24 protein-coding genes, 1 tRNA gene and 1 pseudogene are annotated in these 25,573 nt (G+C 63.3%); 17 read left to right on the top strand and 9 right to left on the bottom strand.

Going from position 1 to position 25,573, the window contains the following annotated elements; translation table 11 throughout:
• Nucleotides 1-124, top strand: a pseudogene (locus JL811_RS04485) (IS3 family transposase); the annotation flags it as partial.
• A gap of 329 nt (nt 125-453) precedes the next feature.
• On the opposite strand, the gene JL811_RS04480 reads toward JL811_RS04485, so the two are convergent.
• Nucleotides 454-699: a hypothetical protein gene (locus JL811_RS04480; RefSeq protein WP_202687124.1), complete on the bottom strand. Its 246-nt coding sequence runs from the start codon at nt 697-699 to the stop codon at nt 454-456.
• On the opposite strand from JL811_RS04480, the gene JL811_RS04475 reads away from it, so the two are divergent.
• Nucleotides 689-1,072 carry a hypothetical protein gene (locus tag JL811_RS04475; protein ID WP_202687123.1) on the top strand — a complete coding sequence of 128 codons (384 nt, stop codon included), beginning with the start codon at nt 689-691 and terminating at the stop codon, nt 1,070-1,072. The genes JL811_RS04480 and JL811_RS04475 overlap by 11 nt on opposite strands.
• A 331-nt stretch (nt 1,073-1,403) precedes the next feature.
• On the opposite strand, the gene JL811_RS04470 is transcribed toward JL811_RS04475, so the two are convergent.
• A tRNA-Ser gene (locus tag JL811_RS04470) sits at nt 1,404-1,493 on the bottom strand.
• Between the two features lie 382 nt (nt 1,494-1,875).
• Here JL811_RS04470 and JL811_RS04465 point away from each other — a divergent pair.
• The 5 genes from JL811_RS04465 (at nt 1,876) to JL811_RS04445 (ending at nt 7,277) form a co-directional block, all read left to right on the top strand.
• Nucleotides 1,876-2,106: a hypothetical protein gene (locus tag JL811_RS04465; protein WP_202687122.1), complete on the top strand. Its 231-nt coding sequence runs from the start codon at nt 1,876-1,878 to the stop codon at nt 2,104-2,106.
• Nucleotides 2,107-2,294: 188 nt separating this feature from the next.
• A complete protein-coding gene (locus tag JL811_RS04460) occupies nt 2,295-3,917 on the top strand; it encodes an OpgD/OpgG family glucan biosynthesis protein (RefSeq protein WP_202687121.1) in 1,623 nt (540 codons plus the stop codon).
• Complete coding sequence (locus JL811_RS04455) at nt 3,914-4,165, top strand: hypothetical protein (protein ID WP_202687120.1); 252 nt, start codon at nt 3,914-3,916, stop codon at nt 4,163-4,165. Before JL811_RS04460 ends, JL811_RS04455 begins: the two co-directional genes overlap by 4 nt.
• A gap of 123 nt (nt 4,166-4,288) precedes the next feature.
• Entirely contained in the window at nt 4,289-6,106 is a 1,818-nt protein-coding gene (gene mdoH / locus JL811_RS04450; protein WP_202687119.1) for a glucans biosynthesis glucosyltransferase MdoH, read from the top strand.
• 1 nt (nt 6,107) lies between these two features.
• On the top strand, nt 6,108-7,277 hold the full coding sequence (locus JL811_RS04445) for an OpgC family protein (RefSeq protein ID WP_237684759.1): 1,170 nt from the start codon (nt 6,108-6,110) through the stop codon (nt 7,275-7,277).
• 92 nt (nt 7,278-7,369) lie between these two features.
• Here the strand turns inward: JL811_RS04445 and JL811_RS04440 are convergent, their stop codons facing one another.
• The 5 genes from JL811_RS04440 to JL811_RS04420 all read right to left on the bottom strand — a co-directional run bounded on the left by JL811_RS04440 (nt 7,370) and on the right by JL811_RS04420 (nt 13,103).
• Nucleotides 7,370-8,335 (bottom strand): ABC transporter substrate-binding protein, encoded by a 966-nt coding sequence (locus JL811_RS04440; RefSeq protein WP_202687117.1) that lies wholly within the window; start codon nt 8,333-8,335, stop codon nt 7,370-7,372.
• A gap of 19 nt (nt 8,336-8,354) precedes the next feature.
• Nucleotides 8,355-9,362: an ABC transporter permease gene (locus JL811_RS04435; RefSeq protein ID WP_202687116.1), complete on the bottom strand. Its 1,008-nt coding sequence runs from the start codon at nt 9,360-9,362 to the stop codon at nt 8,355-8,357.
• Entirely contained in the window at nt 9,359-10,825 is a 1,467-nt protein-coding gene (locus JL811_RS04430) for a sugar ABC transporter ATP-binding protein (protein WP_237684808.1), read from the bottom strand. The genes JL811_RS04435 and JL811_RS04430 overlap by 4 nt, the downstream gene beginning before the upstream one ends.
• Nucleotides 10,826-10,902: 77 nt before the next feature.
• Nucleotides 10,903-12,048, bottom strand: coding sequence for a Gfo/Idh/MocA family protein (locus tag JL811_RS04425; RefSeq protein WP_202687114.1), 1,146 nt, complete (start codon nt 12,046-12,048; stop codon nt 10,903-10,905).
• A complete protein-coding gene (locus tag JL811_RS04420) occupies nt 12,045-13,103 on the bottom strand; it encodes a TIM barrel protein (RefSeq protein ID WP_202687113.1) in 1,059 nt (352 codons plus the stop codon). Before JL811_RS04420 ends, JL811_RS04425 begins: the two co-directional genes overlap by 4 nt.
• Nucleotides 13,104-13,229: 126 nt before the next feature.
• On the opposite strand from JL811_RS04420, the gene JL811_RS04415 reads away from it, so the two are divergent.
• On the top strand, nt 13,230-14,234 hold the full coding sequence (locus tag JL811_RS04415; protein WP_202687112.1) for a substrate-binding domain-containing protein: 1,005 nt from the start codon (nt 13,230-13,232) through the stop codon (nt 14,232-14,234).
• 18 nt (nt 14,235-14,252) lie between these two features.
• On the opposite strand, the gene JL811_RS04410 is transcribed toward JL811_RS04415, so the two are convergent.
• Together JL811_RS04410 and JL811_RS04405 are read right to left on the bottom strand one after the other, a co-directional pair.
• Complete coding sequence (locus JL811_RS04410) at nt 14,253-15,158, bottom strand: AEC family transporter (protein WP_202687111.1); 906 nt, start codon at nt 15,156-15,158, stop codon at nt 14,253-14,255.
• Nucleotides 15,159-15,270: 112 nt separating this feature from the next.
• Nucleotides 15,271-16,131 carry a lytic transglycosylase domain-containing protein gene (locus JL811_RS04405; RefSeq protein ID WP_202687229.1) on the bottom strand — a complete coding sequence of 287 codons (861 nt, stop codon included), beginning with the start codon at nt 16,129-16,131 and terminating at the stop codon, nt 15,271-15,273.
• Between the two features lie 480 nt (nt 16,132-16,611).
• Between JL811_RS04405 and JL811_RS04400 the strand changes: the two genes are divergently transcribed.
• The 9 genes from JL811_RS04400 to JL811_RS04360 all read left to right on the top strand — a co-directional run bounded on the left by JL811_RS04400 (nt 16,612) and on the right by JL811_RS04360 (nt 25,542).
• Nucleotides 16,612-16,830, top strand: coding sequence for a Flp family type IVb pilin (locus JL811_RS04400; RefSeq protein ID WP_202687110.1), 219 nt, complete (start codon nt 16,612-16,614; stop codon nt 16,828-16,830).
• 223 nt (nt 16,831-17,053) lie between these two features.
• A complete protein-coding gene (locus tag JL811_RS04395; protein WP_202687232.1) occupies nt 17,054-17,275 on the top strand; it encodes a hypothetical protein in 222 nt (73 codons plus the stop codon).
• A 42-nt stretch (nt 17,276-17,317) separates the two neighbouring features.
• A complete protein-coding gene (cpaB, locus tag JL811_RS04390) occupies nt 17,318-18,160 on the top strand; it encodes a Flp pilus assembly protein CpaB (RefSeq protein WP_202687109.1) in 843 nt (280 codons plus the stop codon).
• A gap of 345 nt (nt 18,161-18,505) precedes the next feature.
• Entirely contained in the window at nt 18,506-19,912 is a 1,407-nt protein-coding gene (locus JL811_RS04385; protein WP_202687108.1) for a type II and III secretion system protein family protein, read from the top strand.
• Between the two features lie 5 nt (nt 19,913-19,917).
• Nucleotides 19,918-20,559 (top strand): OmpA family protein, encoded by a 642-nt coding sequence (locus JL811_RS04380; protein WP_202687107.1) that lies wholly within the window; start codon nt 19,918-19,920, stop codon nt 20,557-20,559.
• Between the two features lie 267 nt (nt 20,560-20,826).
• Nucleotides 20,827-22,086: a CpaE/TadZ family protein gene (locus JL811_RS04375; RefSeq protein WP_202687106.1), complete on the top strand. Its 1,260-nt coding sequence runs from the start codon at nt 20,827-20,829 to the stop codon at nt 22,084-22,086.
• Nucleotides 22,087-22,107: 21 nt separating this feature from the next.
• Nucleotides 22,108-23,574 carry a TadA family conjugal transfer-associated ATPase gene (locus tag JL811_RS04370; RefSeq protein ID WP_202687105.1) on the top strand — a complete coding sequence of 489 codons (1,467 nt, stop codon included), beginning with the start codon at nt 22,108-22,110 and terminating at the stop codon, nt 23,572-23,574.
• A gap of 9 nt (nt 23,575-23,583) precedes the next feature.
• Nucleotides 23,584-24,552, top strand: a complete 969-nt coding sequence (locus JL811_RS04365) for a type II secretion system F family protein (protein ID WP_202687104.1) — start codon at nt 23,584-23,586, stop codon at nt 24,550-24,552.
• A 9-nt stretch (nt 24,553-24,561) separates the two neighbouring features.
• A complete protein-coding gene (locus tag JL811_RS04360) occupies nt 24,562-25,542 on the top strand; it encodes a type II secretion system F family protein (RefSeq protein ID WP_202687103.1) in 981 nt (326 codons plus the stop codon).
• Nucleotides 25,543-25,573: the final 31 nt, after the last annotated feature.

Below are 25,573 nucleotides of genomic sequence, written 5' to 3'. Positions count from 1 at the left end.
CATCTCCTACATCTGGACAGCGGAGGGCTGGCTTTACCTCGCGGTCGTGCTGGATCTCTTCTCCCGGCGCGTCGTCGGCTGGGCCACGAGTGATCGCCTGAAGCGTGATCTCGCGGTAGAAGCCCGGTTGCCATATAGCGCCCGTACTGCAAGGCGATTGTCTTAAAGAGGATCATCTTTTGGTCCCGGGATAGAAGCTTGCTCGAGATCATCACCTTGCACGTTGGACATGTTCTGATCGAGCGTGAAGTGGAGGATTTTTCCTGTCTTCTGATGCTTAGGCCCTTGGTGAGGCCTGGGTTCTAACCTGTCAGACTTAGAACGTCCTTCTTGCAAGGTCCGCGAATGTCAGCTTTGGAGATTGTGGCAACGCAGCAGACACCCTGTGCGAGTGTACGCTATGGGCCGTCTTATTGGGACAGCGTGATACCCCGCCCTCCGACATGGTCCAAACTACCTGACTTCCCGAAATCCCTCCCCCTCAAAGACCTTGCGCCGGTCACCGCGCTGGATCTGGCCGTGTAGGTCATGCACCGCCGCTTTTTGCGTGGCCAGAGCCTCTGCACGGTCGGCCCAGATCAGCACCGACAGGCGGTCCAGCGCGACGCGGCGGTTCATGTGCTGTGAGCGGTTCTCCCTGACCACCACCGACCAGGCCCGCCCCTCCGGATCGACCCAGCGGGCGCGGATGGCCTGCATCTCCACCGTCTCCGGGTCGATCCGGATCGCGACGGGAACTGGGGCAAGGCGGAAGATCTGGGCAAACCAGTTTTTCCTTGGGTGCTTTGGCCGCAGACTGCTGGTGCAGCGCCAAAGGATGCTGCCCTCCCATTACCGCGCCATTTCCACAGTACCAGTGCCTGTCAGCACGATCACCGCCGAGGCGGGGCCATGGGGAGCCCTTGATGCAGAGATCAGTTACATGAAATCCTGCGGGCACCTGTCACACTGTCCGCTAAAGGGGACCTTTGGCGACACTCTCTTCGCGATCCTCTGTGGTTACGGACAAAACATCCGAAAGATCCTCGCCCATTTCCAGGCTTTGTTTGCCTGGATCATCGGCTTCTTCTGAACGCACTTTCAAGCGCTGGACCAGACCATCAGGCCAACAAAGCCGCCTGACCTCGTTGTTCAGGACGAACTATGCTACCTACGAGGCGCGATCATTGAAAAGCAACGCGCACTGCGCCGAGGCCGTGCCGATGCTGCCTAAGGCGTTGCTCAGCTCCAGCCCGATTCAGAGGCGAAAGGCGGATGGCTGGCAAACACTCACTCAACACATTGAACTGACAGCCCTGACCACGTGCCTGAAGTCGCGAAGAACGAAAGTGTATCCGCGAATGTGTCCACGGGCGACCAACCCAAATAAAATATAAAAATAATAATATCTTATGCGAGGTGATTGGCGGAGAGACAGGGATTCGAACCCTGGGTCGGCGCAAACCGACAACGGTTTTCGAGACCGCCGCATTCGACCACTCTGCCACCTCTCCGTGTCAGGGCCTTATCGGGGCGATTTAGCCTGCCTTCGGGGCCGGTGCAACCCCGTTTCAACGCGAAATGGCGGGGTAGTGATTTCTTCTGTTTCCCGGCGTTCAGGGCCTTTGCATCCGGGTTCTCCGCGTTCAGAGACCCGGGGTTCAGACCGCGCATCTTTGACGCGGGCACAGGTTTGACGCGGGCACGGGGGCGAAAAGACCGCATCGGCGCGCTGACGACATTCTGGCCCAGGGGCAATGCGCTCCCTGCCCCGACCGTTTCGCCCCCCAGGATCGTGCTCCGACCGGTCGTGCAGCCATGCCCGGCCCCGAAGCGACTGGGGGACAACGGTCCAGCCGCCCCGAAGGTCGATCTGGCACCGGGATGGCTCAATCTATGGAACCCATACAAAGTTCACTGTCGCGGCCCTTTGCATCCGCGGGCGAGTGGAGGGCATGTCTCCCGCCCGCATCACGGCTTGGCCACGCGGTCACCGTCACCGTCACCGTCATCGTCATCGTCATCGTCATCGTCATCGTCATCGTCATCGTCACCGCAGAACGCGGTCGGGCGGCGCAGGATCAAGCCCCCGTCGCCGGTGCTGGTCCGGGTGCGGTCCGCGCCTGACTTTGCGATTGCAGCACAGATTTTGCCTAAATTTCAGGCATCTTCACCGACCGGATAGGCGGGCAGTCGCCTCTGTGCTCACACGCGCTTGAACGGCGCTTGCGGCGGATGCCTTCCACGACATATATGCGCCTCAAAGGGTATCGCAATCGCGCGATGCTACAGAAATTCGTAGGTTTTCCCTGCCAATGACCCAGATACCGGCCCGTTTTTCAGTCCTGACCCGCCGTCGGCTTCTTGCCCTTGCCGCAGGGGCCACTGCCGTGCCGTCCATGATGCTTGCACAGGAAACGGGCGCAGCGGATGGCGACGCCCCTGCCCCTGCCGGCCCTGACGATGCCGCACTGCAGCAATTCACGTTCGACATCCTTGCCGAAGAGATGCGCGTTCTTGCCAGCCGCCCGCATGAACCCGCCCCCCGCCCCGAGGGGTTTCTGGGCGATCTGGATTATGACCAGTACCGGCTGATCCGGTTCAATGATGCGCGCGCGCGGTGGGGTGAACCGGGCTCGGCGTTCCGGCTGTCGGCCTTCCATATGGGCTGGCTGTTTCCCGAACCCGTGGTGCTTTACGAAGTCGCCGATGGCATGGCGACCGAGATGCGCTTCACCACCGAGGATTTCGAATATCTCAACGAGCTGTCCGAACGCGTGCCCCATGGCGCGCGGCTTCCCGGCGTGGCGGGGTTCCGGCTTAACCATGCGCTGAACCGTCCCGACAAGCTCGATGAACTTGTGGCCTTTGTCGGCGCCTCCTATTTCCGGGCACTGGGGCGCGACAACACCTATGGCTTGTCGGCCCGGGGTCTGGCGTTGAACACCGCCACCGACACCCCCGAGGAGTTCCCCCGCTTTTCGCGCTTCTACATGGAGCGTGGCCCCGAGGGCGCGCAGGAAATCACCGTCTATGCGACACTGGAAAGCGCATCGGTCACCGGGGCCTATCGCTTTGTGATCCGCCCCGGGGCGGCCACGCAGATGGATGTGACCGCGCGGCTGTTCTTCCGTCAGAATGTCACTGAACTGGGTGTTGCGCCGCTGACCTCGATGTATCTTTTTTCCGAGAAAAGCCGCACCGGATTTGACGATTTCCGGCCCAATGTGCATGACAGCGACGGCTTGCGCATCGTGCGCCATGACGGCGACGTGATCTGGCGCCCGCTGAACAACCCGCCCCGTGTGGCAGGCAGCTATCTGTCGGAAAACGGCATGCGGCGGTTCGGCCTGCATCAGCGCGCCCGCGATTTCGCGGCCTTTCAGGACACGCATTCGCGCTATGAAATGCGGCCCTCGCTGGATGTGGAACCGTTGGGTGACTGGGGCGTTGGCCATGTGCGTCTGGTGGAGATCCCTTCGGACCTTGAGGCCAACGACAATATCGTGGCCTTCTGGGTTCCTCAGGACAAGGCCCGGGCGGGCGATGTGCGTGAATTCGCATATCGGCTGCACTGGGGCATGTTGCCGCTCGACCCGCAGGATCCGATCGCCCATGTGGCGGAAACGCGCGCCGGTCATGCTGGCTTTGCCGGGGTTGAACCGATCCCCGGGGCGCGGAAATTCGTGGTGGATTTTGCGGGCGGGCTGCTGTCTTCGCTGGAGGCCCAGACGGTGACCGAACTCGAACCCGTGGTGACGGTCATGCGGGGAGAACTCTTGGGCGCGCTGATTGAGCGCCTGCCCGGGGGGGATATCTGGCGTCTGGTCATCGAAGTGAAGTCCGAGCCCGGTGCGCTTGTCGAGATCTCCGCCCATATCGCGGGTTTCGACCGCAAGTTGACCGAGAACTGGCTTTACCAGTGGATGCAGGAATGATGACTCGAGAAGACAGAACGATCCCCGTCCCCCGCCTTGTCCCCCCCGGCCTTGCTGACCGGCGCGCGGCGCTGGGTGGCACCGACACGAACGTGGCCCCGATACCGAACGCGGCCCCGGTCGCAGGAACTCTGCCCTTTGCCCCCATGGCAATGCCGGTGCAGGTGCTGGAACGTCCACGCGGTCTGCTGGCGGCGATGCTGGCATTGATCCCCGGCCCCGCCCGGCGCGCCGAGCGCGGGCTGTAAGGGATGTCCGCCCCTGCCTCGGGGCCGGGGCATGACCGCAACACGGCCGGACAGGAGACGCCTGACGGGGCGTCGGAGACGTGCGGCATTCCACCGTCACTTCCCCCTGCGGGTCGCCCCGATATGATCAAGGGCCCGGGAGCGCGCGCGATCATGCTGCGGGCGCTTGCGCTGACCCTTTCGCTGACTGCGGGCTGCGCGGGTTTCATGCTGTTTCTGCGCTTCGGCTGGGCGGACGGGCGCGATGCCATGGATATGCTGCGCGCGGCGCTCATCTTTGCCGCGACCTGCTGGCTCGCCTGGGGCGCGGTGCAGGCTCTGGCCGGGCTGACGACACGCCCGCCGCGCATGTCAGAGCGGATGGCGCAGGCAGAACCCGCAGGCCTCGGACGCTGCGCCATTCTGGTGCCGGTCTATAACGAGGATCCGGTCACGACCTTTGCCCGCATCGCCGCAATGGCGCGGTCGCTTGACCTGACCGGGCAGGCAGAGAGATTTCATTTCGCGATCCTGTCGGACACGCGCGAGGCGGATATTTCCGCCCAGGAGGAAGACTGGTTCCGGCATCTTCTGGCGGAAACCGGCTGGCAAGGCCGCATCTTCTATCGTCGCCGCAGCGACAACCGGGGCCGCAAGGCCGGCAATATCGAGGATTTCATCAAGCGGTCCGGTGCGGCCTATGATTTCGCGGTCATTCTGGATGCCGACAGCCTGATGGAAGGCGAAACCATGGTCGAGATGCTGCGCCTGATGGAGGCGCAGCCGGATCTGGGCCTGTTGCAGACCCTGCCCCGCGTCACCCGGGCCAATACACTGTTCGGGCGGGTCATGCAATTTTCCGCCGCCTTCTATTCGCCTGTCTTCTGCCGGGGGCTGGCGATGATGCAGGGGCGCACGGGGCCGTTCTGGGGCCATAATGCCATTGTGCGGATGCGCGCCTTTGCCGACTCCTGCGGCCTGCCGGAACTGCGCGGCAAACCTCCCTTCGGCGGTCATGTCATGAGCCATGATTACGTCGAGGCCGCCCTTCTGGCCCGTGCTGGCTGGACCGTGCGGGTCGATGACGATCTGGGAGGCTCCTATGAGGAAGGCCCCGGCAATGTCGTCGCCCATGCCAAGCGGGATCGCCGCTGGGCGCAGGGCAATCTGCAGCATGCGCGCCTGCTGACAGCACCCGGCCTGAAACCCTGGAGCCGCTTCATCTTCGTTCAGGGCATTCTGGCCTATGTCTCGCCGGTTTTCTGGCTGGGCTTTCTGCTGGCCTCGATTGCGGCACCTCTGTTTGCGCCGCCACCCGATTACTTTCCGGTCGAATACTGGCCCTTTCCAGTGCTGCCGGTCAGCGAGGCCTCCATGGCCATCGGGCTGGCCATCGGCATCTTCGGACTTTTGTTCCTGCCCAAGGTGCTGATCTGGCTGGATGCCGCGATCCGGGGCCGTTCAAGCGGCTTTGGCGGCCGCATCCGGGCGCTGGGTTCGGTGCTGGCCGAATTGCTGTTTTCCTCACTGCTGGCACCGATCTTCCTGATGTATCAGACCCGCGCGCTGTGGCAGATCCTGCGCGGCGCCGATGCGGGCTGGCCCGCACAGGCGCGGGGTGAGGGGCAGCTTTCACTGCGCGCGGCATGGGCGGCCAGCCACTGGATCGTGTCCTCGGGCGGCATCGGGCTGTTTCTGGCGCTATGGCTGTCGCCCGCACTGGTGCCATGGCTTTTGCCGGTGCTGGCACCGATGCTGATTGCGCCGCTGATCATCAGCTGGTCCTCGGGGCATAGCCATTCGGGTCTGTTCCGCACGCCCGAGGAAATGGCCGAGCCGCCGGTTCTGGCCCTGCATCGCCTGATCCTTGATCGCTGGCAGGCGCCTGAGGCAAAGGACGACAGCGGCGCCCCGGTTGCGGCACACACGCAACCCGGCGCGGTCCTTGCAGAGCATGCCTGAATTGCCCGCATCCCAGCAACCCGCCGCGCCGCAACCGGCCACCCTGCCCCCGGCCGTGCGCGACCCGCGTCTGGACGTGATCCGGGGCCTGTGTCTTGTGATGATCTTCATCAACCATGTGCCCGGTAACTGGCTTGAGGTTTTCACGACGCGCAATTTCGGTTTTTCCGACGCGGCCGAGGGCTTTGTCATCATGTCGGGCATTGCCGCCGGTCTGGCCTATGGCCCATATTTCCGCGCGCCGATGCGGGTCCGGACCGGACTCAGCCGCTGCTGGAGCCGGGCCTGGACCCTGTATCTGGTGCATATCCTGACCTGCATGGTGGCGCTTGGCCTCGCTGCGGCCTCGGTCCGGTATCTGGGCGCAAGCGAGATTTTCCTGCGCAACAACATGGCAATGGTCTGGCAACGCCCGTTGGAAGTGCTGATCGGCCTGCCCGCGCTGACGCATCAGTTCGGCTATGTGAACATCCTGCCGATGTATCTGGTGCTGCTGCTGGCCACGCCCTTCGCGCTGATTGCGGCATGGCGCTGGCCGGGCTGGTTGCTGGCGGGGTCGGTGGCGCTTTGGGCGGCGGCGGCATGGTTCCGGTTGGGGCCGCCGAATTACCCGCAGTCGGGCATCTGGTTCTTCAATCCGCTCAGCTGGCAGCTGATCTTCGTGATCGGCCTCATGACCGGGGTGCGGATCCGGCAGGGGCGCAGGCTTGTGCCGGTGCGCGGCTGGCTGCTGGCGATCTGTCTGGGCTGGCTGGTCTTTGCCGCACTGGCGGCGCAAGTGCCCGCGATAAACAAGGCGCTTGGCGAAACGCTTTGGGCGCTGCGCGAGGCCACCAATGCGCCGTGGTTCCTTGTCGCCTTCGACAAGACCTATGTCTCCGGTCCGCGCCTGACGCATATTCTGGCACTGGCCTATGTGCTCAGCGCGCTGCCGGTGGTCTGGCGGGTCTGCGCCCATCGGGCGGCGGCACCGCTGGCGCTGCTGGGACGGCAGGCGCTGCCGGTCTTTGCCCTGGGCTCGATGCTGTGTATCGGCGCGCAGGGGGTGCGGCTGGCGGCGGGCGGCGGGATCTGGCTGGATCTGGTGCTGATCGCGACGGGACTGTCGGCGCAACTGGCACTGGCCGCTGCGCGGCAATACTGGCCCAAGGACGCAGCCCCACGGGCCTGACCGGAAAAGGCCCAAACGGAAAAAGCCCGAGCGGAAAAGGAAAGGCCCGGACCGGCGGGCTGCCGGTCCGGGCCGTCGATCAACTCATCCGATCAGAACGGGCTGTCGGGAAAATAGAACTGTTCCGCATTTTCCGGCGTGATCAGCTGCGAGCCGATGATGAACCGACCCGAAACCGGCGTGCTGGAAACCAGACCCAGTGCCGTCAGTTCGATCGCGGTCGAGATCTGCGCTGGCGGATAGGTCACGTTCACCGGCAGTTGCGGATCGTTTTCCATCATCCGGGCAATGATCTCTTTCATGCCCGCACCGCCGACAACCCACATTTCCTCGGACCGTCCGGCCTGTGCGATGGCCTCCAGCGCGCCGATGGCCATATCGTCATCCGCCGCCCAGACCGCGTCGATCTCGGGGAAGCGCGACAGATAGTCCTGCATCACGTTGAACGCGTCATCGCGGTTCCAGTTGCCGTGCTGCATGTCCAGCACCTCGACGCCCGAACCTTCGATGGCGGCGCTGAAGGCATCCACGCGCTCATTGTCCAGCGTGGTCGGGATGCCGCGCAGCACCACGATCTTGTCGCCCTCGGACAGGGTTTCGGCGAAATATTCCCCTGCCACGCGGCCAAAGCCGGTATTGTCGCCCGCGACATACAGATCTTCGATCCCCTCGACCGACAGGCCCCGGTCAACGACCGTGACCCAGATCCCGGCATCCGCCACCGCCTGCACGGGCGAGGTCAGCGGTGCGCTTTCGAACGGCAGCACCACCAGGGCGTCTATGTTGCGGGTCGCAACCATATCTTCGATGTCATTGACCATCGTGCCCGCATCACCCGCCGTGGCCAGCACGAAGGTCAGTTGCGGATAGGTCGCCTCAAGCCGCTTGATCGTGTCCTGCGCGTGAAAGTTCAGCCCGCCCATGAAGCCATGCGTGGCCGAGGGAATGGCGACGCCGATCGTGTAGGACTGGTCCTGCGCGATGGCGCCGGTCGCGGTCATGCCGCCTGCGGCAAGCGCCGTTGCCGCGATGGTGTTCAGAAAACTTCTGCGTTTCATGGTTTACCTCCCTTGAAGATCACCGCGCGCCGGCGGCCTTTTTCTCACGTTGCAAAACAACGGCAAGAATGACGATGACGCCCTGGATCGTGCCGTTCAGATAGGGGCTGACCAGAGACGCGAGATTGAGGATATTGCCGATCAGGCTGAGGATCAGGACACCGATCACCGTGCCCCAGACACGGCCGAACCCGCCCTTCAGCACCGTGCCCCCGATGATGACGGCGGCAATCGCCTCAAGTTCCCACAGCACACCGGTCGACCCCGAGGCCGAGCCCAGCCGGGGCACATACATGATGGTGGCAAGCCCGACCAGCATGCCCAGCAGCACGAAGGTCGCGATGCGCACCCGGTCGACATTGACGGCGGAATAGCGCGCCACCTGTTCATTGGCCCCGATGGCGGCGCAATGGCGGCCAAAGGCCGTGCGGCGCATCAGAATCTCACCCAGAATGGCGACGGCGGCAAAGACGATGATCGGCCATGCCACGCCAAGGATGCCATCGTAATAGACCGGACGATAGAGCGTGCGCAGATCGAAATTCAGCGACAGCGTGCCGCCATCCGCGATCCATGTGACCAGCGAACGATAGATGCCCATCGAGCCCAGCGTGACGATGAAGGCCTCGATCCCCACCTTGGCGACCAGAAAGCCGTTCAGCCATCCGGCGATGAACCCGGCCACCATCGCCACCGCCATGCCCGCAAGGATCACCGGGATGCCGACGCCCATGATCGGGATCAGCGAATTCATCGCAAGGATCATCAGCCCCGCGACAAAGGCCGCCATCGCCCCCACCGACAGGTCGATCCCGCCCGCCGTGATGACGAAGGTCATGCCGACCGCGATGATGCCGATAAAGGCCGAACGCGCCAGAACATTGGTCACGTTCCCATAGCTCAGGAAATTCGGGTTCAGCCAAGCGCCCAGCGCGATCAGCAGCAAAAGCGCCAGAACGGGGCCCAGCACATGCAGGTTGACTGTGGGGCTGGCGCGGGTCGCGGGGGAAGTTGCGGTTTTGGTCATGATGCCCTTGCCTCTGATCCGGCCATGCCGATGGCCAGCCTGACGATGGTCTGTTCGTTGATCTCGTCGCCTTCCAGAACACCCGCGATCCGGCCCTCGGCCATCACGGCGACACGGTTCGAAAGGCCGATCACCTCGGGCAGTTCCGAGGACACGACGATGACGCTTTTGCCCGCCGCCGCGAGTGCCGCGATGAAGGCATAGATCTGTTGCTTGGTGCCGATGTCGATGCCGCGTGTGGGTTCATCAATGATGACGATATCAGGTTCGGCCAGCATGGTCTTGGCCAGCAGCAGTTTCTGCTGATTGCCGCCCGACAGGTTGCCGACATTCATGCCACGATCCCCGGCCCGGATGTCGAATTCGGTGATCGCGCGGTCCAGCGCCGCCGCCTCGGCCTGTCTGTCGATCAACAGGTTGGTAAAGCGGTCCAGCGCCAGCAGGGTCAGGTTCTGCGTCAGATCCTTGCCCAGCAGCAGGCCCTTTTCCTTGCGATCCTCGGTCAGATAGACCAGCCCCGCCTGCCGCGCCGCGCGCACCGATCCGCCCGCCAGCTGCTGGCCCTTGATCTCGACCCGCCCGGCGGCATGGCGCAGGCCGACAATGGCCTCCATCAGTTCGGTGCGCCCTGCCCCGACCAGCCCGGCAAAGCCCAGAACCTCACCGCGCCGCAGGGTAAAGCCCGCGTCATGGATCAGGCCGGGAATGGTGATCCCCTCGACCTTCAGCACGGTCTCATCGCCGGGCAGGGGCTTGGGCGGAAACAGGTCGGACAGTTCACGCCCCACCATCACCTCGGCCATGCGGTCGGTGGACAGATCCGATGCGGGCGCGGTCAGCACATGGCGGCCATCGCGCAGCACGGTCACCCGGTCGGCGATGCGCGCGACCTCATCCAGTTTGTGCGAGGTGTAGAGGATCGCCGTGCCCGCCGCGCGCAGCCGGTCGATCTGTTCCAGCAGGATCTCGGTTTCGCGCGTGGTCAGAACGGCGGTGGGTTCATCCATGATCAGAACCCGCGCCTCACGCCCCAGCGCCTTGGCGATCTCGACCATCTGGCGGTTCGGCACCGAGATGTCGGACACCGCCGCACGCGGATCGACCGCGCAGTTCAGCCGTTCCAGAAGGGCGCGGCTTTCGGCCTGCATGCGGCGATGGTCCAGAAACGGCCCGCGCCGCAATTCGCGACCCAGAAAAATGTTTTCCTCAACCGTCAATTGCTGGGCAAGGTTGAATTCCTGATGGATCATCACGACGCCCGCCGCCTCGGCCTGTTGCGAGCCTGCGAAATCAACCGGCGCGCCATCCAGCAGCACCTGCCCCCCGCTGGGCGGCTGATAGCCCGCAAGAATTTTCATCGTGGTGGATTTGCCCGCGCCGTTTTCGCCGATCAGGGCATGGACCTCACCGGCGCGCAGGTCGAAATCAATGTCGAACAGCACCTGCACCGCGCCAAACCGCATCGAGACGCCGGAAATTGCCAGAACCGGCGCGGCAGCGCCTTCCGGGCCGGGTGTGGCCCCGAGTGATGCGGATGCGGTCACAGCGTCACCCATGCGCCATTGCGCTGTGACGACCGGATACAGGCCGCAACGAAACCCATACCCTCCAGCCCGTCGGCAAGGCCCGGCGCATCGGCCGCCACGGCGCCGCCGCCGCGCCGCGCGACAATCGCATCAGCGGCGGCATTGTAGATATTGGCGAAGGCTTCCAGAAAACCCTCGGGATGGCCTGCGGGAAGGCGGGTGAATTTCGCCGTATCGGTGCCCGGTCCGCCGCGCGTCAGCACGCGGGTCGGTTCCCCCAAAGGCGTATGCAGCAGGCGATTCGGGTTTTCCTGCGACCAGTCCAGCCCGCCCTTTTCCCCGAAGACGCGCAGGCGCAGCCCGTTTTCATGGCCGGGTGCCACCTGACTGCACCACAGCATCCCGCGTGCGCCATCCGCCAGCCGCAGCAGCACATGGGCATTGTCATCCAACTGCCGTCCGGGGCCGAAACTTTGCAGATCGGCCGACAGGCTTGTAACCGCCTGCCCGGTGACGAAACGCATCAGGTTGAAGGCATGGGTGCCGATATCGCCCGTCGCCCCGCCCGCGCCACTGCGCGCCGGATCGTCGCGCCATTCGCCCTGCTTGCTGGTCAGGGCCGAGGCATCGGCCATCCAGTCCTGCGGATATTCGACCTGCACCACCCGCAGTTGCCCCAGTTCCCCCGCCGCGATCATGGCACGGGCCTGCCGCACCAGCGGATAACCGGTATAGTTATGAGTCAGCACGAACAGCGCGTCCGAGGCTTCGACCGCCCGTGCCATCTGCCGCGCCTCGGCCTGTGTGGCCGTCAGCGGCTTGTCGCAGATCACATGGATACCGCGTTTCAGGAATTCCCGCGCCACCGGAAAATGCAGATGGTTGGGGGTCACGATGGCCACCGCCTCGATCCCGTCCTTCAGCCGCGCCTCACGCTGCGCCATCGTCTTGAAATCGTGATAGGTCCGGTCTGGCGCAAGGCCGATTTCCTGCCCCGAGGCGGCGGCGCGTTCGGGGGTCGAGGACAAGGCCCCCGCCACAAGGTCGAATCGGCCATCCAGCCGTGCCGCGATGCGATGGACGCCGCCGATGAAGGCGCCGCTGCCGCCGCCCACCATGCCCAGACGCACCGGGCCGCTGCGACCGGTAAAGCGGCTCATTCGTCCAGCCCCAGAATGCGGCGGTTCGCGGCCTCATCCGTGCCTGCACCTGCGAAATCATCAAAGGCGCGTTCGGTCACACGGATGATATGATCGCGCACGAACTGCGCCCCTTCCCGCGCACCATCCTCGGCATGTTTCAGCGCGCATTCCCATTCCACGACTGCCCAGCCGTCAAAGCCGTGCGCGGTCAGCTTGGAAAACACCGCGCCGAAATCCACCTGCCCGTCGCCAAGACTGCGGAAACGCCCGGCCCGGTTAACCCAGGATTGATAGCCGCCATAGACGCCCTGCCGCCCGGTCGGGTTGAACTCGGCATCCTTGACATGGAACATGCGGATGCGGTCGGCATAGATGTCGATATTGTCCAGATAATCCATCGCCTGAAGCAGGTAGTGCGACGGATCATAAAGCATGTTGCAGCGCGCATGCCCCTTCACACGCTCGAGGAACATCTCGAAGGTCACGCCGTCATGCAGATCCTCACTGGGATGGATCTCATAACACAGATCAACGCCATGCTCCTCGGCCAGATCAAGGATCGGATGCCAGCGGCGCGCCAGTTCATCAAAGGCGGTTTCCACCAGACCGGCCGGACGCTGCGGGAAGGGGTAAAGATAAGGCCAGGCCAGAGCGCCCGAAAAGGTCGCCAGCGCCGAAAGGCCCAGATTGCGCGAGGCCCGGATCGCAAGGCCAAGCTGATCCACAGCCCAGGCCTGACGCGCCACCGGATTGCCATGCACCGACGGATGCGCAAACCCGTCCATCATCATGTCATAGGCCGGATGAACCGCGACAAGCTGCCCCTGAAGATGGGCCGAAAGCTCGGTCACGGTGATGCCGTTCTCGGCCGCCTGCCCCAGAAAGGTCTGGCAGTAATCGCGTGAGGTCGCGGCCTTTTGCAGGTCGATGAACCGGGCATCCCAACTGGGCACCTGAACCCCGACATAGCCACAATCGGCGGCCCAGCGGGTAATGCCCTGCCAGGTGTCGAACGGCGCGGAATCGCCCGCGAACTGCGCCAGAAACAGCGCCGGTCCCTTGATCGTCTTCACGGTTCCCCCCGCCGCTCCTCGCGGCCCTGATCCATGTAATCGATTACACAGAAGCTTATTGAGTTTGAAATCGTTTACAAGAACTTTCTTCTGCGCCAGTATCGCCGCCATCTGAAAGGACCCTGCGTGCGACAGAAAACCAAGACGATTCAGGATATTGCCCGCATCGCCGGGGTCTCGACGGCCACCGTCAGCCGCGCGCTTTCGGCCCCGGCACAGGTCTCCGAATCAACGCGCGAACGGGTCATGCTGGCGGTGCGCCAGACCGGGTATCAGGTGAACCACACCGCCCGGAACCTGCGCCGCCAGCGCAGCGGCAGTATCCTCGCGCTGGTCCCCAATCTGGCAAACCCGTTCTTTTCACAGATCCTGTCGGGGCTGGCCGAGGTGGTGGCGGCCGAGGGCTATGGCCTGCTGATTGCCGATACCCAGACCGACCCGGACCCGGCAGCGCGGCTGTTCTCCTATCTCGACAACCGCATGGCCGATGGTCTGGTGCTGTTCGATGGCCGCCTTGCCGATCAGCGGCTGGCGGCGCGCCCGCGCGTGCCGGTGATCCTGGCCTGCGAATGGGGTGATCCGGCCCTGCCCTCGGTGCGGGTGAACAATGCCGAGGGCGCGGCCCTTGCCGTGCGCCATCTGGTCGCGAACGGACACCGCGCCATCGGCCTTATCACCGGCCCCGCCGGGAATGTGCTGACCGAAAGCCGCCTTGACGGGACGCGCAAGGCGATGACCGATGCGGGGCTGGCGCTGCGCCCCGACTGGACCTTTCCCGGCGATTTCACCCTTGCCGCCGGGGTCGATGCGGCGCAGCGCTGGATGGCGCTGGATGATCGACCGACGGCGGTGCTATGCGCCTCGGACGAAATGGCCTGCGGCTTCATCGGCGCGCTGCAGCATGCGGGCCATTCGGTGCCAGATGCGGTTTCGGTCATCGGTTTCGACGATATCGAGGTCTGCGGCCACCTGACACCCGCCCTGACCACGATCCGCCAGCCGCGCAAAGAGATCGGCGAACGCGCGGCGGAATTGCTGGTGGGCATGATCGCGGCGCAATCGCTGGCCTGCACCTCGCAGATGATCGATGTTGAACTGATCCCCCGGGACAGTGTGCGCCGTCTGGCGTGATCCCGCTGTCGCCGGTGCCTACAGGCGTTCGACGACCAGCAGCACCAGCGGCACGCTGAGCGCCGCCATGATGGTCTGGAAGGTCACGATCCCGGCCATGAAACTTCCATCCCCGTTCAACTGCCGCGTCAGCACATAAGCGGTCGGCGCGGTCGGCATGGCCGAAAACACCACCAGCACCAGCGCCTCGACCCCCGACAGGCCGAAGATCAGCCCCGACAGGGCGGCCAGCGCGGGCATCACCAGCAACCGCAGCGCGCTGAGGCCGCAAAGACCGGCAAAATCGGCGCGCAGGGTTGCGGGTTTCAGCGCGGCGCCCACGCAAAGCAGCCCCAGCGGCAGGCTGGCCTGCCCCAGCATGGCCAGAAACTCCCCCGTCCCGAAGGGCAGGCCGATGCCGCTCAGCGCAAGGGCGAATCCGACAAGACAGGCCAGAATCAGCGGATTGGTCGCCACGGCCCGCAGGATTGTCATCGGCGCGCGCGCCGAGGCATCGGTCAGTGCAAGGATCGACAGCACATTGACCAGCGGCACCGCCACCGCCAGATAGACCGCCGCGCGCTCCAACCCTTCGGCCCCCGCCAGCATCGCCACTACCGACAGTCCCAGATAGGTGTTGAACCGGATGACGCCCTGCATGGCGGGGCCAAAGCGGGCGGCGGGCATCGGGCGCACGGCGCGCAGCAGCCACAGCCCTGCAGCGGCAAAAAGGATCACCGCCACGGCGGCGGCTCCCATCCCCAGCAGCGCCGGATCGTGCAGCGGAGCCCGCGCAAGGCTGACGACCAGCAGCGCGGGAAACAGCAGGATATAGTTGATCCGTTCCGCCGCAGGCCAGAAGGCGGCCGAGGGGAAATCGCGGCGCGCAAGAACAAAGCCCAGACCGATCATCGCGAAAAGCGGCCATGTCGTCAGAAAAAGCATGTCGGTCCTTCCGCTGCCACGCCCCTGCCTGCGGATCACCGGCGCGGGACGCCGCGCATCTCTAGCCGCGCGGAATGGCAAGCGGAAGCCGCGATCTGACGATTGTGGCGCCCTATCCGCCCGCCGCGATCACCCTGAAAACACAGGGATCGCTGACCAGTTGCGGCGGCGTCTGGCACAGGCCCTGTGCCACCTGCCATGCCGCCAGAACCTTGGGCACATAGTCGCGCGTCTCGGCGAAAGGCGGCACGCCACCGTTGTTGCGCACCGCCCCCTCTCCCGCGTTATAGGCCGCCAGCACAAGGATCGGGTCGCGGTCGAAATGGCGCATAAGCCAGTCGAGATAGGCGACCCCGCCCCGGATATTCTGCACCGGGTCCATGCTGTCGGTCACGCCGAACCGCTCGGCCGTAGCCGGGATCAGCTGCATCAGCCCCTGCGCCCCGGCGGAACTGACCGCATCGGCGCGCCCCGCACTTTCGATGCCGATCACGGCCAGAACCAGCGCCGGGGAAACCTCGGTCCCGATTGTGGCTTTCAGGATTTCGGTGCCATGGGCGGTCGCGACCTCTTGCAGATGCTGCAGGCGCGGCGCGCGGACTGATCCGCCGCCCGGTTTCTGGCTCAGCGCCGAAAGCGCCACCGGAAAGCGCCCTGCCCCGGCCCCGGCGGCGGTCGGAACCAGATCCCAGAACCAGCCATAGCTTGCCGCCGGCGCGGCGGCGACGATGCCAGCGCCGGAGCCAGCGCCGGAGCCAGCGCCCGGTGCTGCATCCGGTCCGGCGGGTGTTGCGTTGCGCGGTTCAACCTTTGGCAGGGCGGCCAGACGGCGGGCCTGTTCGGCAGGGTCAATCTGGACGGTGATGCGCGGCCCCTTGCCCTTGGGCAGACCGACGCGGCGCGGGGCGAAATCCCCGGCTCCCGCACCGGCTGTGGCCCCGGGCAGATCCTGCGCCTGCGCCGCAGCGGTCATCACGAAACCGGCGCCCAGATGCGCCGCGACGATCACCGCCAATCCTGCAGCCCGCACCGATTTCCGATGCAGGCGCGCGCCTGTTGTCATAGTCCTGCCCGTCCTGCCTGCGGCTGTATCCTGCCTGCTTATTACCGGCAGACTCGCAGGAATCACCTGCGCGCACCACAATTTTACGGTGTGAAATAAGGCAGAATCGCCAAATTTGTCCGAAAAGACACAGAGTTTCGCACCATCAGGACGATCCTGCCGGAGCGTCAGAATTTTAAAATCATTTATTTTCAAGACCCTGAAACAACGGGTCGAAAATATCGGGGCTTCCTAAAAATGCCCTGACCCGCCCAAATCGCTGCCACATTCGGACTGTTTAAAGGACCCATGCCGCGACGGGGATCGGGCCGGAACAGAGGCTGGTCCGGGAAGAACCGAAGGGGCGAACGAGAAACCTGAAACCAAAACACCATCCGAAAGGGAAACACCATGAAACTGCAGAACCTGTTCAAGAAATTCTTCAACGACGAATCCGGCGCCGTGACCGTTGACTGGGTCGTGCTGACCGCCGCGATCGTCGGCCTGGGCATGATCGTCATGACCACCATCGGCGGCGGAATCACCACGCTGAGCGAGAACATCGAAACCGACATTCAGGACCGCGCTATCGGCTTCTGTCTGGAAGGCGACACCAGCTGCGCCGAGTAATCGCCAGCGGTCCACATGACCTGAAGGGGCCGCATCCTGGGATGCGGCCCACTTCTTTTGAACACCCTGCTTCGGCTATGAGTTGCCGCTATCCTTTATACTAACCGGACCGAAATTGCCCCGGACAGTTCCGGATTTTCGCCACAATTGACTGACCAGATGGATCCGAAGGGCAATGAAAAGCAGGTCCCGGCAAAACGGCCGGCCCACGAATGGGGATAGAATGATGGACAGGATTGCGGAACGGTTCAGAGGGATAGTCAGGGCAATGACCGCCCTGTCGCGCGATGAACGCGGTGCCGTGACCGTCGACTGGGTCATCCTGACCGCTGCAATCGTGGCACTGGGTTTCATTGTTATCGGCTCATTTGGCGTATCGCTTCGCGAAACGGCATCGCAGGTCTCGGATGATATCGCGACCCGTGCCGTCGGAATCGAATACTAGAGACAGGCCCTCCGGGGGCAAACATCACAAGGGGTGGGAACTATGCGTTTGGTATTCGGACTGGTCCTGATCGTGGGTCTTGCACTGGCGGGAACAGCCGTCTGGATGGTGCAGGGCTATGTCTCGACCGCCCAGCAACAGATCGCACGCGAACGGGCCGCCCGGTTGCAACTGGGGGAACTGGTTGAGGTCTATATGGTCACGAAACCGCTGGCTTACGGTGATGCGATCCAGAAGGCGGATGTCGAAAAGGTGCTGATCCCGACAAAGGCGCTGCCCGAGGGGACCTTTACCGATGAAGCCGCGCTGTTTCCCGGCGATTACGCGCAGCCGCGCTATGTGCTGCGGCAGCTTGAAAAATCCGAACTTATCCTTGCCGCCAAGATCACCGAACCCGGTGAGGATATCGGCCTGACCTCGCGCCTGCCTGCCGGGATGCGCGCCTTTGCGATCCGGGTCGATGTGGCCTCGGGCGTCTCGGGCTTCGTGCGCCCCGGCGATTTTGTCGATGTCTACTGGACCGGCAACACCCCCAACAGCGCGGGCGAAATCACCCAGATGATCGAAAGCACCGTGCGGGTGGTCGCGACCGATCAGGTTGATCAGACCGAACGTAAGGACGCCATGGTGGCGCGCACCGTCACGGTCGTCGTGTCACCGCAGCAGGTTGCGCGTCTGGCGCAGGCGCAGGCCACCGGGCGGCTTGCGCTGTCGCTGGTCGGCGCGGGCGACACGACCGAGGTTGCGGGCGTCGAGGTGGACAGCCGCGCCCTGCTGGGCATCACGGAACAAGCCCCGGTTGAGATTGAGCGCGAACGGGTCTGCACCATCCGCACCCGGCGTGGATCGGAAGTCGTGGAAATCCCGATTGCCTGCACAAACTGATCGTTTTCCTTCCGCCGCCGCAAAGCGGTGGCGGAATTGCTGCGGGATAGAAAGCAGCCGCTGCCAATTCACGGAAAATTGCTGATAACTGGCGCATGGCGGGAAAAGCGGCATCGCTTTGCCCCGGTCAGGCATACGGGAAGCCCCCGCGACATCATTGCCTATCTTGGGCCAGCACCCCGCCCCGGCCCCAAGCCCTAGCGCAACCCATGGCGATGTTGCAACGCATCCACATCAGCAACACAGCTCAAGGTTTTGATTCTTGCAAAATAACGGGTTTCCGCCCAATGTAGCGCGATAAATCGGGCGCCAGACCCGGCCAGAGGCATGATGAGAGGCAGTGATATGAGAATTCGCACCCTGTTGCGGGCGACGGCTTTCAGCCTTGCCTTGATCGCGCCCGGCGCGGGATATGTCGAGGCGCAAACCCTGCGCGTCATGTCCGGCGCGCCCTCGACGGCGCTGAATGTCCCGATGAACCGCGCGGTGGTGGTCGAAAGCGACACGCCTTTCGCGGAACTGTCTATCGCCAATCCCGGCATTGCCGATATCTCCACGCTGTCGGACCGGTCAATCTATGTACTGGGCAAGGCGCCGGGTCGCACGACGATGACCTTGCTTGGCCCCGACGGGCGGCTGATCTCGAATGTCGAGGTGCATGTCACCCCTGATATCGCCGAGTTCAAGGAACGCCTGCGCCAGATCCTGCCGGGTGAGAATATCGAGGTGCGCACCGCCAATGACGGGATCGTGCTGTCGGGCACGGTCTCCTCGATCGGCAAGCTGGACCGCGCGCTGGATCTGGCCAATCGCTACGCGCCCGAACGGGTCTCCAATCTGATGAGCGTGGGCGGAACCCAGCAGGTCATGCTGAAGGTGCGCTTTGCCGAGATGCAGCGCTCGGTTTCGAAAAACCTGTCCTCGTCCCTTGCCATCAGCGGCGGCAGCGGTCGCCTGACAGGCGTCGGTGAAACGGGAAGCTGGCTGAACGGCGGCAACGGCATCGGCAACGACAATCTTCAGGTCCGTGACAACGCAAATTCCGGCGTCGCCCTGGGCTGGTCGACCGGATCGCTGCAATTCGCGGTATTGCTGGAGGCGCTGGAAAGCAAGGGGATGGTCCGTACGCTGGCCGAACCGAACCTGACCGCGCTTTCGGGACAAGAGGCGAAATTCCTTGCCGGTGGCGAATATCCGATCCCGGTTTCAAGCGGCGATGACGGCATCAGCATTTCCTACAAGCCTTTCGGCGTCGAACTGAACTTCACGCCGGTGGTGGTCGATGGCGATATCATCAACCTGACGATCAACGCCGCCGTCTCCTCGATCGACAGTTCCATCGCGCTGCAATCGGCCGGTTTCTCGATCAACGCCTTCCGGCGGCGCGAAACCTCGACGACGGTCGAGATGCGAGACGGTGAAAGCTTTGCCATCGCGGGGCTTTTGCAGGATGACTTCCGCAATCTGAACGGTCAGGTGCCTTGGCTGGGCGATATCCCGGTTCTGGGTGCGCTGTTCCGGTCCACGGAATATCAGCGTGCGCAAAGCGAGCTTGTCATCATCGTGACGCCGCATCTTGTGACGCCCACGCGCGGTGAGGCGCTGGCCCTGCCGACGGACCGCGTGCGCGTGCCGACCGAACGCGAGATGTTCCTGTTCGGCAAGGTCACCGGCAATGACGCCCCGCGCGGCGCTGCGGGTGAGGTTGCGCGGCAGGACTTCAGCGGCTCCTATGGCTATGTGATGGAGTGACGGACATGAAACGCAGCACCCAGCTTCTGCTTTCCGCCTCTCTCCTCGCGCTTGCCGCCTGCGGCTCTGTCTTTGAACGCGAGGCGGGCGGCATCACGCCCGATTTCGGCAATGCCACGATGAACAACACGATGATCCACAACGGTCAGAAAAGCTATGCCCAGATCCTGACCAACCGGTTTGCGCAGGAAGTGCCTGACACGATCACCTTTGCCTTTGACAGCGCGCGGCTTGATGCCGATGCGATCCAGGTTCTGACCCGGCAGGCCGGATGGATCCGCCAGTTCCCCGAATTGCGCTTCCGCGTCTATGGTCATACCGATCTGGTCGGCTCGGACGGCTACAACCGCGCGCTGGGTCAGCGCCGCGCCGAGGCCGTGGTGGCCTTCTTCGCCAGTCAGGGCATCAGCCGCACCCGGCTTGAGGCGCTGGTCTCCTATGGCAAGACACGCCCGGTCATCCAGACATCCTCACCGGAAGAGCGCAACCGCCGCACCGTGACCGAGGTTTCGGGATTCGTCGGACGGCACCCGACGGTTCTGAACGGCAAATACGCCCAGGTCATCGCGCGGGAATATATCGAATCCGCAACCCGCCCACATCCCGGCAACAACACGGTTGCAACACAGCTTACCCCGGGCGGCTGATCGCCGCAAAGCACGTTGAGAAGCAAGGAAAAGGAGCCCGAAACGGCTCCTTTTTCGTTTCGCCAGGGCTGACCGCAGATGGTTTCCTGCCCGGTCTGCGGTCTCGAATTCCCAACAAAGACGATCTTTTGGCCCCATTGTCGCCACCATTACCCGGCATTTTCTAACAGATGGGAAGAAACGCCATGGCTGTGGTCATGGCCGGTCCCCCTTGTGCATTCCGTCCCTTTCCCGGGCGGGGCCTGGGCCGATTTGAGGGCAAAGAAGATGTCGAGTATTGCGAACCTCCAGCCACAGCCGGCCCCGATCCGGGCCTGCACCGTTTCACGCGATGTCCAGAACTTCGATCTTCTGATCGACGACATGGAGGCGGAACTGGGCGAAAGCTGGGGGGATCTGTCCTTTGACGATGCGCTGGCCTTCCTGCTGCAATCCGAGGCGGAGACGCTGGAATTTCTGGCCATCGCGGTGGACAGCGACGACAGCGGCAGCCTTGGGCAGATCGCCGAGATCATCCGCAAGGCCAAAAGCCGAGAGGTCAGGGTCATCCTGATCGCACATGAGGTGTCACCCGTCGCGCTGCATCAGCTGCTGCGTCTTGGCGCGGATGATTTCGTGCCCTATCCGCTGCCCAACGGCGCCCTGCATGAGGCGATTGAACGCGTCCGCCGCCCTGCCCCGCCCCCAGCAGAAGAGCATTTCGACGAACCTGCACCCCACCGCCCCGCCTTTCACGCCAAGGGCGACCGGGATGCGGTCGTGCTGCCGGTGCATGGCATGGCGGGCGGGGTCGGGGCCTCGACCTTCGCGGTCAACCTGGCATGGGAACTGGCGACAATCTCCAAGACCGATGCGCCGCGCGTCTGCCTGCTGGATTTCGATTTCCAGTTCGGCGCGGTCTCGACCTATCTAGACCTGCCCCGCAAGGATGCAGTCTTTGATCTGCTGCAGGACACCGGCAGCGCCGACAGCGAGGCGTTCCTCAAGTCGATGATCACCTTCAATGACAAGCTGCATGTCTTTACCGCGCCGCCCGATATGCTGCCGCTGGACATCGTGGCGGGCGAGGATATTGACCGGCTGATCGACATGGCGCAGGCCAATTTCGATTTCGTCGTGATCGACATGCCCTCAACCATTGTCAGCTGGACCGAGACGGTGCTGAACCGTGCCCATGTCTATTTTGCGTTGCTTGAACTTGATCTGCGTTCAGCCCAGAATGTGCTGCGGCTGGTGCGCGCGCTGAAGGCCGAGGATCTGCCCGCCGACAAGCTGCGCTATGTCCTCAACCGCGGGCCAAAATTCACCGATCTTTCCGCCAAAAGCCGCGTCAAGCGCATGGCCGAAAGTCTGGATATCGACATCGAGGTGCAGCTTCCCGATGGCGGCGCGCAGGTCACGCAGGCCAATGACCACGGCCTGCCGCTGGCCGAAAGCGCCGCGAAGAATGCAACCCGCAAAGAGATCGCCAAACTGGCCAAATCCATCTTCGATCTGAACCGGTCGAGCGCGGCCAAGAAGGCCTGAAGCCGATGACGAGGGGCTGAGATGTTTTCACGTTACAAGAAGAATTCCGATCCCGCCCCCGCGAAACCCGCGCCGATGGAGGCTGTGGGGTCCGGCAATCCGCAACCCCGCGCCGCCGAGGCCAAGCCCGAACCGCGCGCGGGCGCGATCATGCGCGCAGCCCCCGTCCAGCCCCTGCGTGCGCCCGCCGAGGTCGTGGCGGCGGATAAGGAGAAGAAGCGCAAGGACCGGTTGATGGAGCTCAAGGTCGAGCTGCACAAGCGCCTGCTGGAAAACCTGAACCTTGCCGCGCTGGAAAATGCGACCGAGGCCAATCTGAAGTCCGAGATCGCCGCGATTTCGGCCGAGGCGCTGGATGAAATGTCGGTCGCCCTGAACAAGGATGACCGCACCACGCTCAATCAGGAACTCTATGATGAGGTGATGGGCCTTGGCCCGCTGGAAACGCTGCTCAAGGATGAATCGGTCAACGATATTCTGGTCAATGGTCCCAAGCGCATTTTCGTCGAACGCGGTGGCAAGCTGACGCTGACCGATGTCACCTTCAAGGACGAACGCCACCTGTTGCGGATCATCGACAAGATCGTGTCCGCCGTGGGACGCCGGGTCGACGAATCCAACCCCTATTGCGACGCCCGCCTTGCCGATGGGTCACGCTTCAACTGCATGGTACCACCCATTGCGGTGGATGGCAGTCTTGTCTCGATCCGGAAGTTCAAGAAGGAAAAGCTGAGGATCGCCGATCTGGTCCAGTTCGGCGCCTTTACCGAGGAAATGGCCGCCTATCTGCAGGCGGCGGTGTCCTGCCGTCTGAACATCATCGTGTCGGGGGGTACGGGCTCGGGGAAAACCACGACGCTGAACGCGCTGTCCTCTTTCATCGACAATACCGAACGGGTGCTGACCATCGAAGATACGGCGGAACTGCAACTTCAGCAGATCCATGTCGGCCGGATGGAAAGCCGCCCGCCCAATGTCGAGGGCAAGGGCGCGGTGACACAGCGCGATTGTCTGCGCAACGCACTGCGGATGCGGCCGGACCGGATCATCGTCGGGGAAACCCGGGGCGAAGAGGTGATCGACATGCTGCAGGCGATGAATACCGGGCATGACGGGTCGATGACCACGATCCACGCCAACTCGGCCCGCGACGGCATTTCGCGGCTTGAAAACATGGTGGCCATGGCCGGGATCGAGATGCCGCTGAAAGCGGTGCGCAATCAGATCGCGTCCGCCGTCAACCTGATCGTTCAGGCGTCGCGTCTGCAGGACGGATCGCGCCGCATGACCTCGATCACCGAGATCACCGGCATGGAGGGTGAGGTCATCTCGATGCAGGAAATCTTCCGCTATGAACGGCTGGGCCTTGCCCCGGATGGCAAGATCATCGGCCGTTTCAACGCAACGGGCGTGCGCTCCCATTACTCGGAACGCTTCCGCAGCTGGGGTTACAACCTTCCCGCCTCCATCTATGAGCCGATCGGCTGAGGATCCAACATGCAGCTTTCCGCCGCCCCGCTTATCTATATCCTGATCTTCGTCGCCGTCATCGTGCTGGTCGAAGGTCTGTATCTGACGGTCTTCGGCAAGTCGATCAGCCTGAACAACCGTGTCAGCCGCCGGTTGCAGCTTCTTGAAAAGTCGGGAAATCGCGAACAGGTTCTGGAACAGCTCCGCAAGGAGATGGGCCAGCATCTCAAATCCCGCGGCATCCCGCTTTACTCGATCCTCGCCTCCAAGGCGCAAAAGGCCAATATCGCCTTCACGCCGCAGCAACTGATCCTCATCATGATCGGGCTGTCGGTCTTCTCTTTTCTCGGATTGACCATCGGCACCGCGGCTGATGCGCCGGTGCGGCTGCTGATCGCGGTCGCCATGGGGGTCGGCGGGGTCTATGTCTGGGTGTCCCGCAAGGCCAAGCAGCGCATGGACCTGATGGAGGAACAGCTTCCCGATGCGGTGGAACTGATGGTGCGCTCACTGCGCGTGGGTCATCCCTTTTCCTCGGCTGTGGGCATCGTGTCGAAAGAAGTCGCCGATCCGCTGGGCACCGAATTCGGCATCATCGCGGATGAGGCCGCCTATGGGCGCGACATTTCCGAAAGTCTGAAGGAATTCGCCGAACGCATGGACAGTCAGGACCTGCGCTTTCTGGCCGTGGCAGTGACGATCCAGCAGACATCGGGCGGCAATCTGGCCGAAATCCTTGACGGTCTGGCCAAGGTGATCCGCGCGCGGTTCAAACTGTTCCGCCGCGTCCGCGCCATCACCGCCGAGGCGAAATGGTCGGGCATGTTCCTGTCGGCCTTCCCCTTCGGAGCGCTGATCATGATCAACGTGATCCAGCCCGGCTATTACGACGAGGTGAAGGAAACCGCAGCCTTCATTCCGGCGGCTCTGGTCGTCGGGGTGTTTCTGGTCGTCAATGTCATCTTCATGAAGATGATGGTCAATATCAAGGTCTGAGGGCAAAGCATGGACATCATCGACAGGATCAATGACCAACTGGTCGACATGCTGGGACCGCTTGGCCCGCTGATCGCGGTGGGGGCGCTGGGGCTGCTGCTGGTCCTGCTGGCGCTTCCCGTCATGCTCAACCGCAAGCCCGATCCGTTCCAGAACCTGCGGCAGCAGCGCGAATCCTATCGTCCCGCACAGGCGCAGAACCTGCGTTCGGGCGGCAATGCCAAGGGCGCCGACAAGCTTGAGAAATTCTCGACCTTCCTTGAGCCGCAGACCGCCGAGGAAATGTCCGCCTCGCGCCTGCGGATGATGCGCGCAGGATACCGCGCCAAGAATGCGGTGCGGCTGTTCCACTTCGCCCAATTCGCATTGGGGATTGGTCTGCTGCTGATCGGTGTGATCTATACTCTGTTCTCGCAAAATCAGGGTGAGGTCAGCACCCAGACCATGATCCTGTCCACCATCGGCCCCGGCGCAGTCGGCTATTACCTGCCGCAATACTGGGTCAACCGCCGCATCAAGCAGCGTGAGGAAGAAATCATCTCGGGTTTTCCCGACGCGCTGGACATGATGCTGGTCTGCGTCGAGGCCGGCCAATCGCTGGACCAGTCAATCCTGCGCGTCGCCCGTGAAAGCCGTGTCGGCTATCCCGCGCTTGCCGATGAATTCGACATGGTCGCGAATGAGGTGAAGGCCGGCAAGGAACGGGTCACCGTTCTGAAGGACATGGCTGAACGTGTCGGCATCCCGGATGTGTCCTCTTTCGTGACGACACTGGTGCAATCGGCGACATTCGGCACCTCGATTTCCGAGGCCCTGCGCGTCTATTCCGCCGAAATGCGTGACAAGCGCGTGATGCGGGCCGAAGAAAAGGCAAATACCTTGCCGACCAAGCTGACACTGGGCACAATGCTGTTCACGGTGCCGCCCCTGATGATCATCCTGATCGGGCCTTCCGTGCATGGAATTGCGAAAAACCTGGGCGGAGGCTGACGCTTCCGGTCCGGGGCAAAAGGTTCGGATA

Source organism: Szabonella alba, assembly GCF_016765775.1.
Lineage (GTDB): Bacteria > Pseudomonadota > Alphaproteobacteria > Rhodobacterales > Rhodobacteraceae > Szabonella > Szabonella alba.
This window is presented reverse-complemented; position numbering and strand designations above follow the sequence as displayed.

Coding starts and splice junctions, on each gene's coding strand:
- JL811_RS04475 (WP_202687123.1), top strand. CDS start 689: ATGGCCTGCATCTCCACCGTCTCCGGGTCGATCCGGATCGCGACGGGA.
- JL811_RS04460 (WP_202687121.1), top strand. CDS start 2,295: ATGACCCAGATACCGGCCCGTTTTTCAGTCCTGACCCGCCGTCGGCTT.
- JL811_RS04395 (WP_202687232.1), top strand. CDS start 17,054: ATGATGGACAGGATTGCGGAACGGTTCAGAGGGATAGTCAGGGCAATG.
- mdoH (WP_202687119.1), top strand. CDS start 4,289: ATGATCAAGGGCCCGGGAGCGCGCGCGATCATGCTGCGGGCGCTTGCG.
- JL811_RS04430 (WP_237684808.1), bottom strand. CDS start 10,825: ATGCGGTTTGGCGCGGTGCAGGTGCTGTTCGACATTGATTTCGACCTG.
- JL811_RS04480 (WP_202687124.1), bottom strand. CDS start 699: ATGCAGGCCATCCGCGCCCGCTGGGTCGATCCGGAGGGGCGGGCCTGG.
- JL811_RS04385 (WP_202687108.1), top strand. CDS start 18,506: ATGAGAATTCGCACCCTGTTGCGGGCGACGGCTTTCAGCCTTGCCTTG.
- JL811_RS04365 (WP_202687104.1), top strand. CDS start 23,584: ATGCAGCTTTCCGCCGCCCCGCTTATCTATATCCTGATCTTCGTCGCC.
- JL811_RS04370 (WP_202687105.1), top strand. CDS start 22,108: ATGTTTTCACGTTACAAGAAGAATTCCGATCCCGCCCCCGCGAAACCC.
- JL811_RS04405 (WP_202687229.1), bottom strand. CDS start 16,131: ATGACCGCTGCGGCGCAGGCGCAGGATCTGCCCGGGGCCACAGCCGGT.
- JL811_RS04465 (WP_202687122.1), top strand. CDS start 1,876: ATGGAACCCATACAAAGTTCACTGTCGCGGCCCTTTGCATCCGCGGGC.
- JL811_RS04380 (WP_202687107.1), top strand. CDS start 19,918: ATGAAACGCAGCACCCAGCTTCTGCTTTCCGCCTCTCTCCTCGCGCTT.
- JL811_RS04440 (WP_202687117.1), bottom strand. CDS start 8,335: ATGAAACGCAGAAGTTTTCTGAACACCATCGCGGCAACGGCGCTTGCC.
- JL811_RS04425 (WP_202687114.1), bottom strand. CDS start 12,048: ATGAGCCGCTTTACCGGTCGCAGCGGCCCGGTGCGTCTGGGCATGGTG.
- JL811_RS04375 (WP_202687106.1), top strand. CDS start 20,827: ATGTCGAGTATTGCGAACCTCCAGCCACAGCCGGCCCCGATCCGGGCC.
- JL811_RS04400 (WP_202687110.1), top strand. CDS start 16,612: ATGAAACTGCAGAACCTGTTCAAGAAATTCTTCAACGACGAATCCGGC.
- JL811_RS04410 (WP_202687111.1), bottom strand. CDS start 15,158: ATGCTTTTTCTGACGACATGGCCGCTTTTCGCGATGATCGGTCTGGGC.
- cpaB (WP_202687109.1), top strand. CDS start 17,318: ATGCGTTTGGTATTCGGACTGGTCCTGATCGTGGGTCTTGCACTGGCG.
- JL811_RS04435 (WP_202687116.1), bottom strand. CDS start 9,362: ATGACCAAAACCGCAACTTCCCCCGCGACCCGCGCCAGCCCCACAGTC.
- JL811_RS04455 (WP_202687120.1), top strand. CDS start 3,914: ATGATGACTCGAGAAGACAGAACGATCCCCGTCCCCCGCCTTGTCCCC.
- JL811_RS04360 (WP_202687103.1), top strand. CDS start 24,562: ATGGACATCATCGACAGGATCAATGACCAACTGGTCGACATGCTGGGA.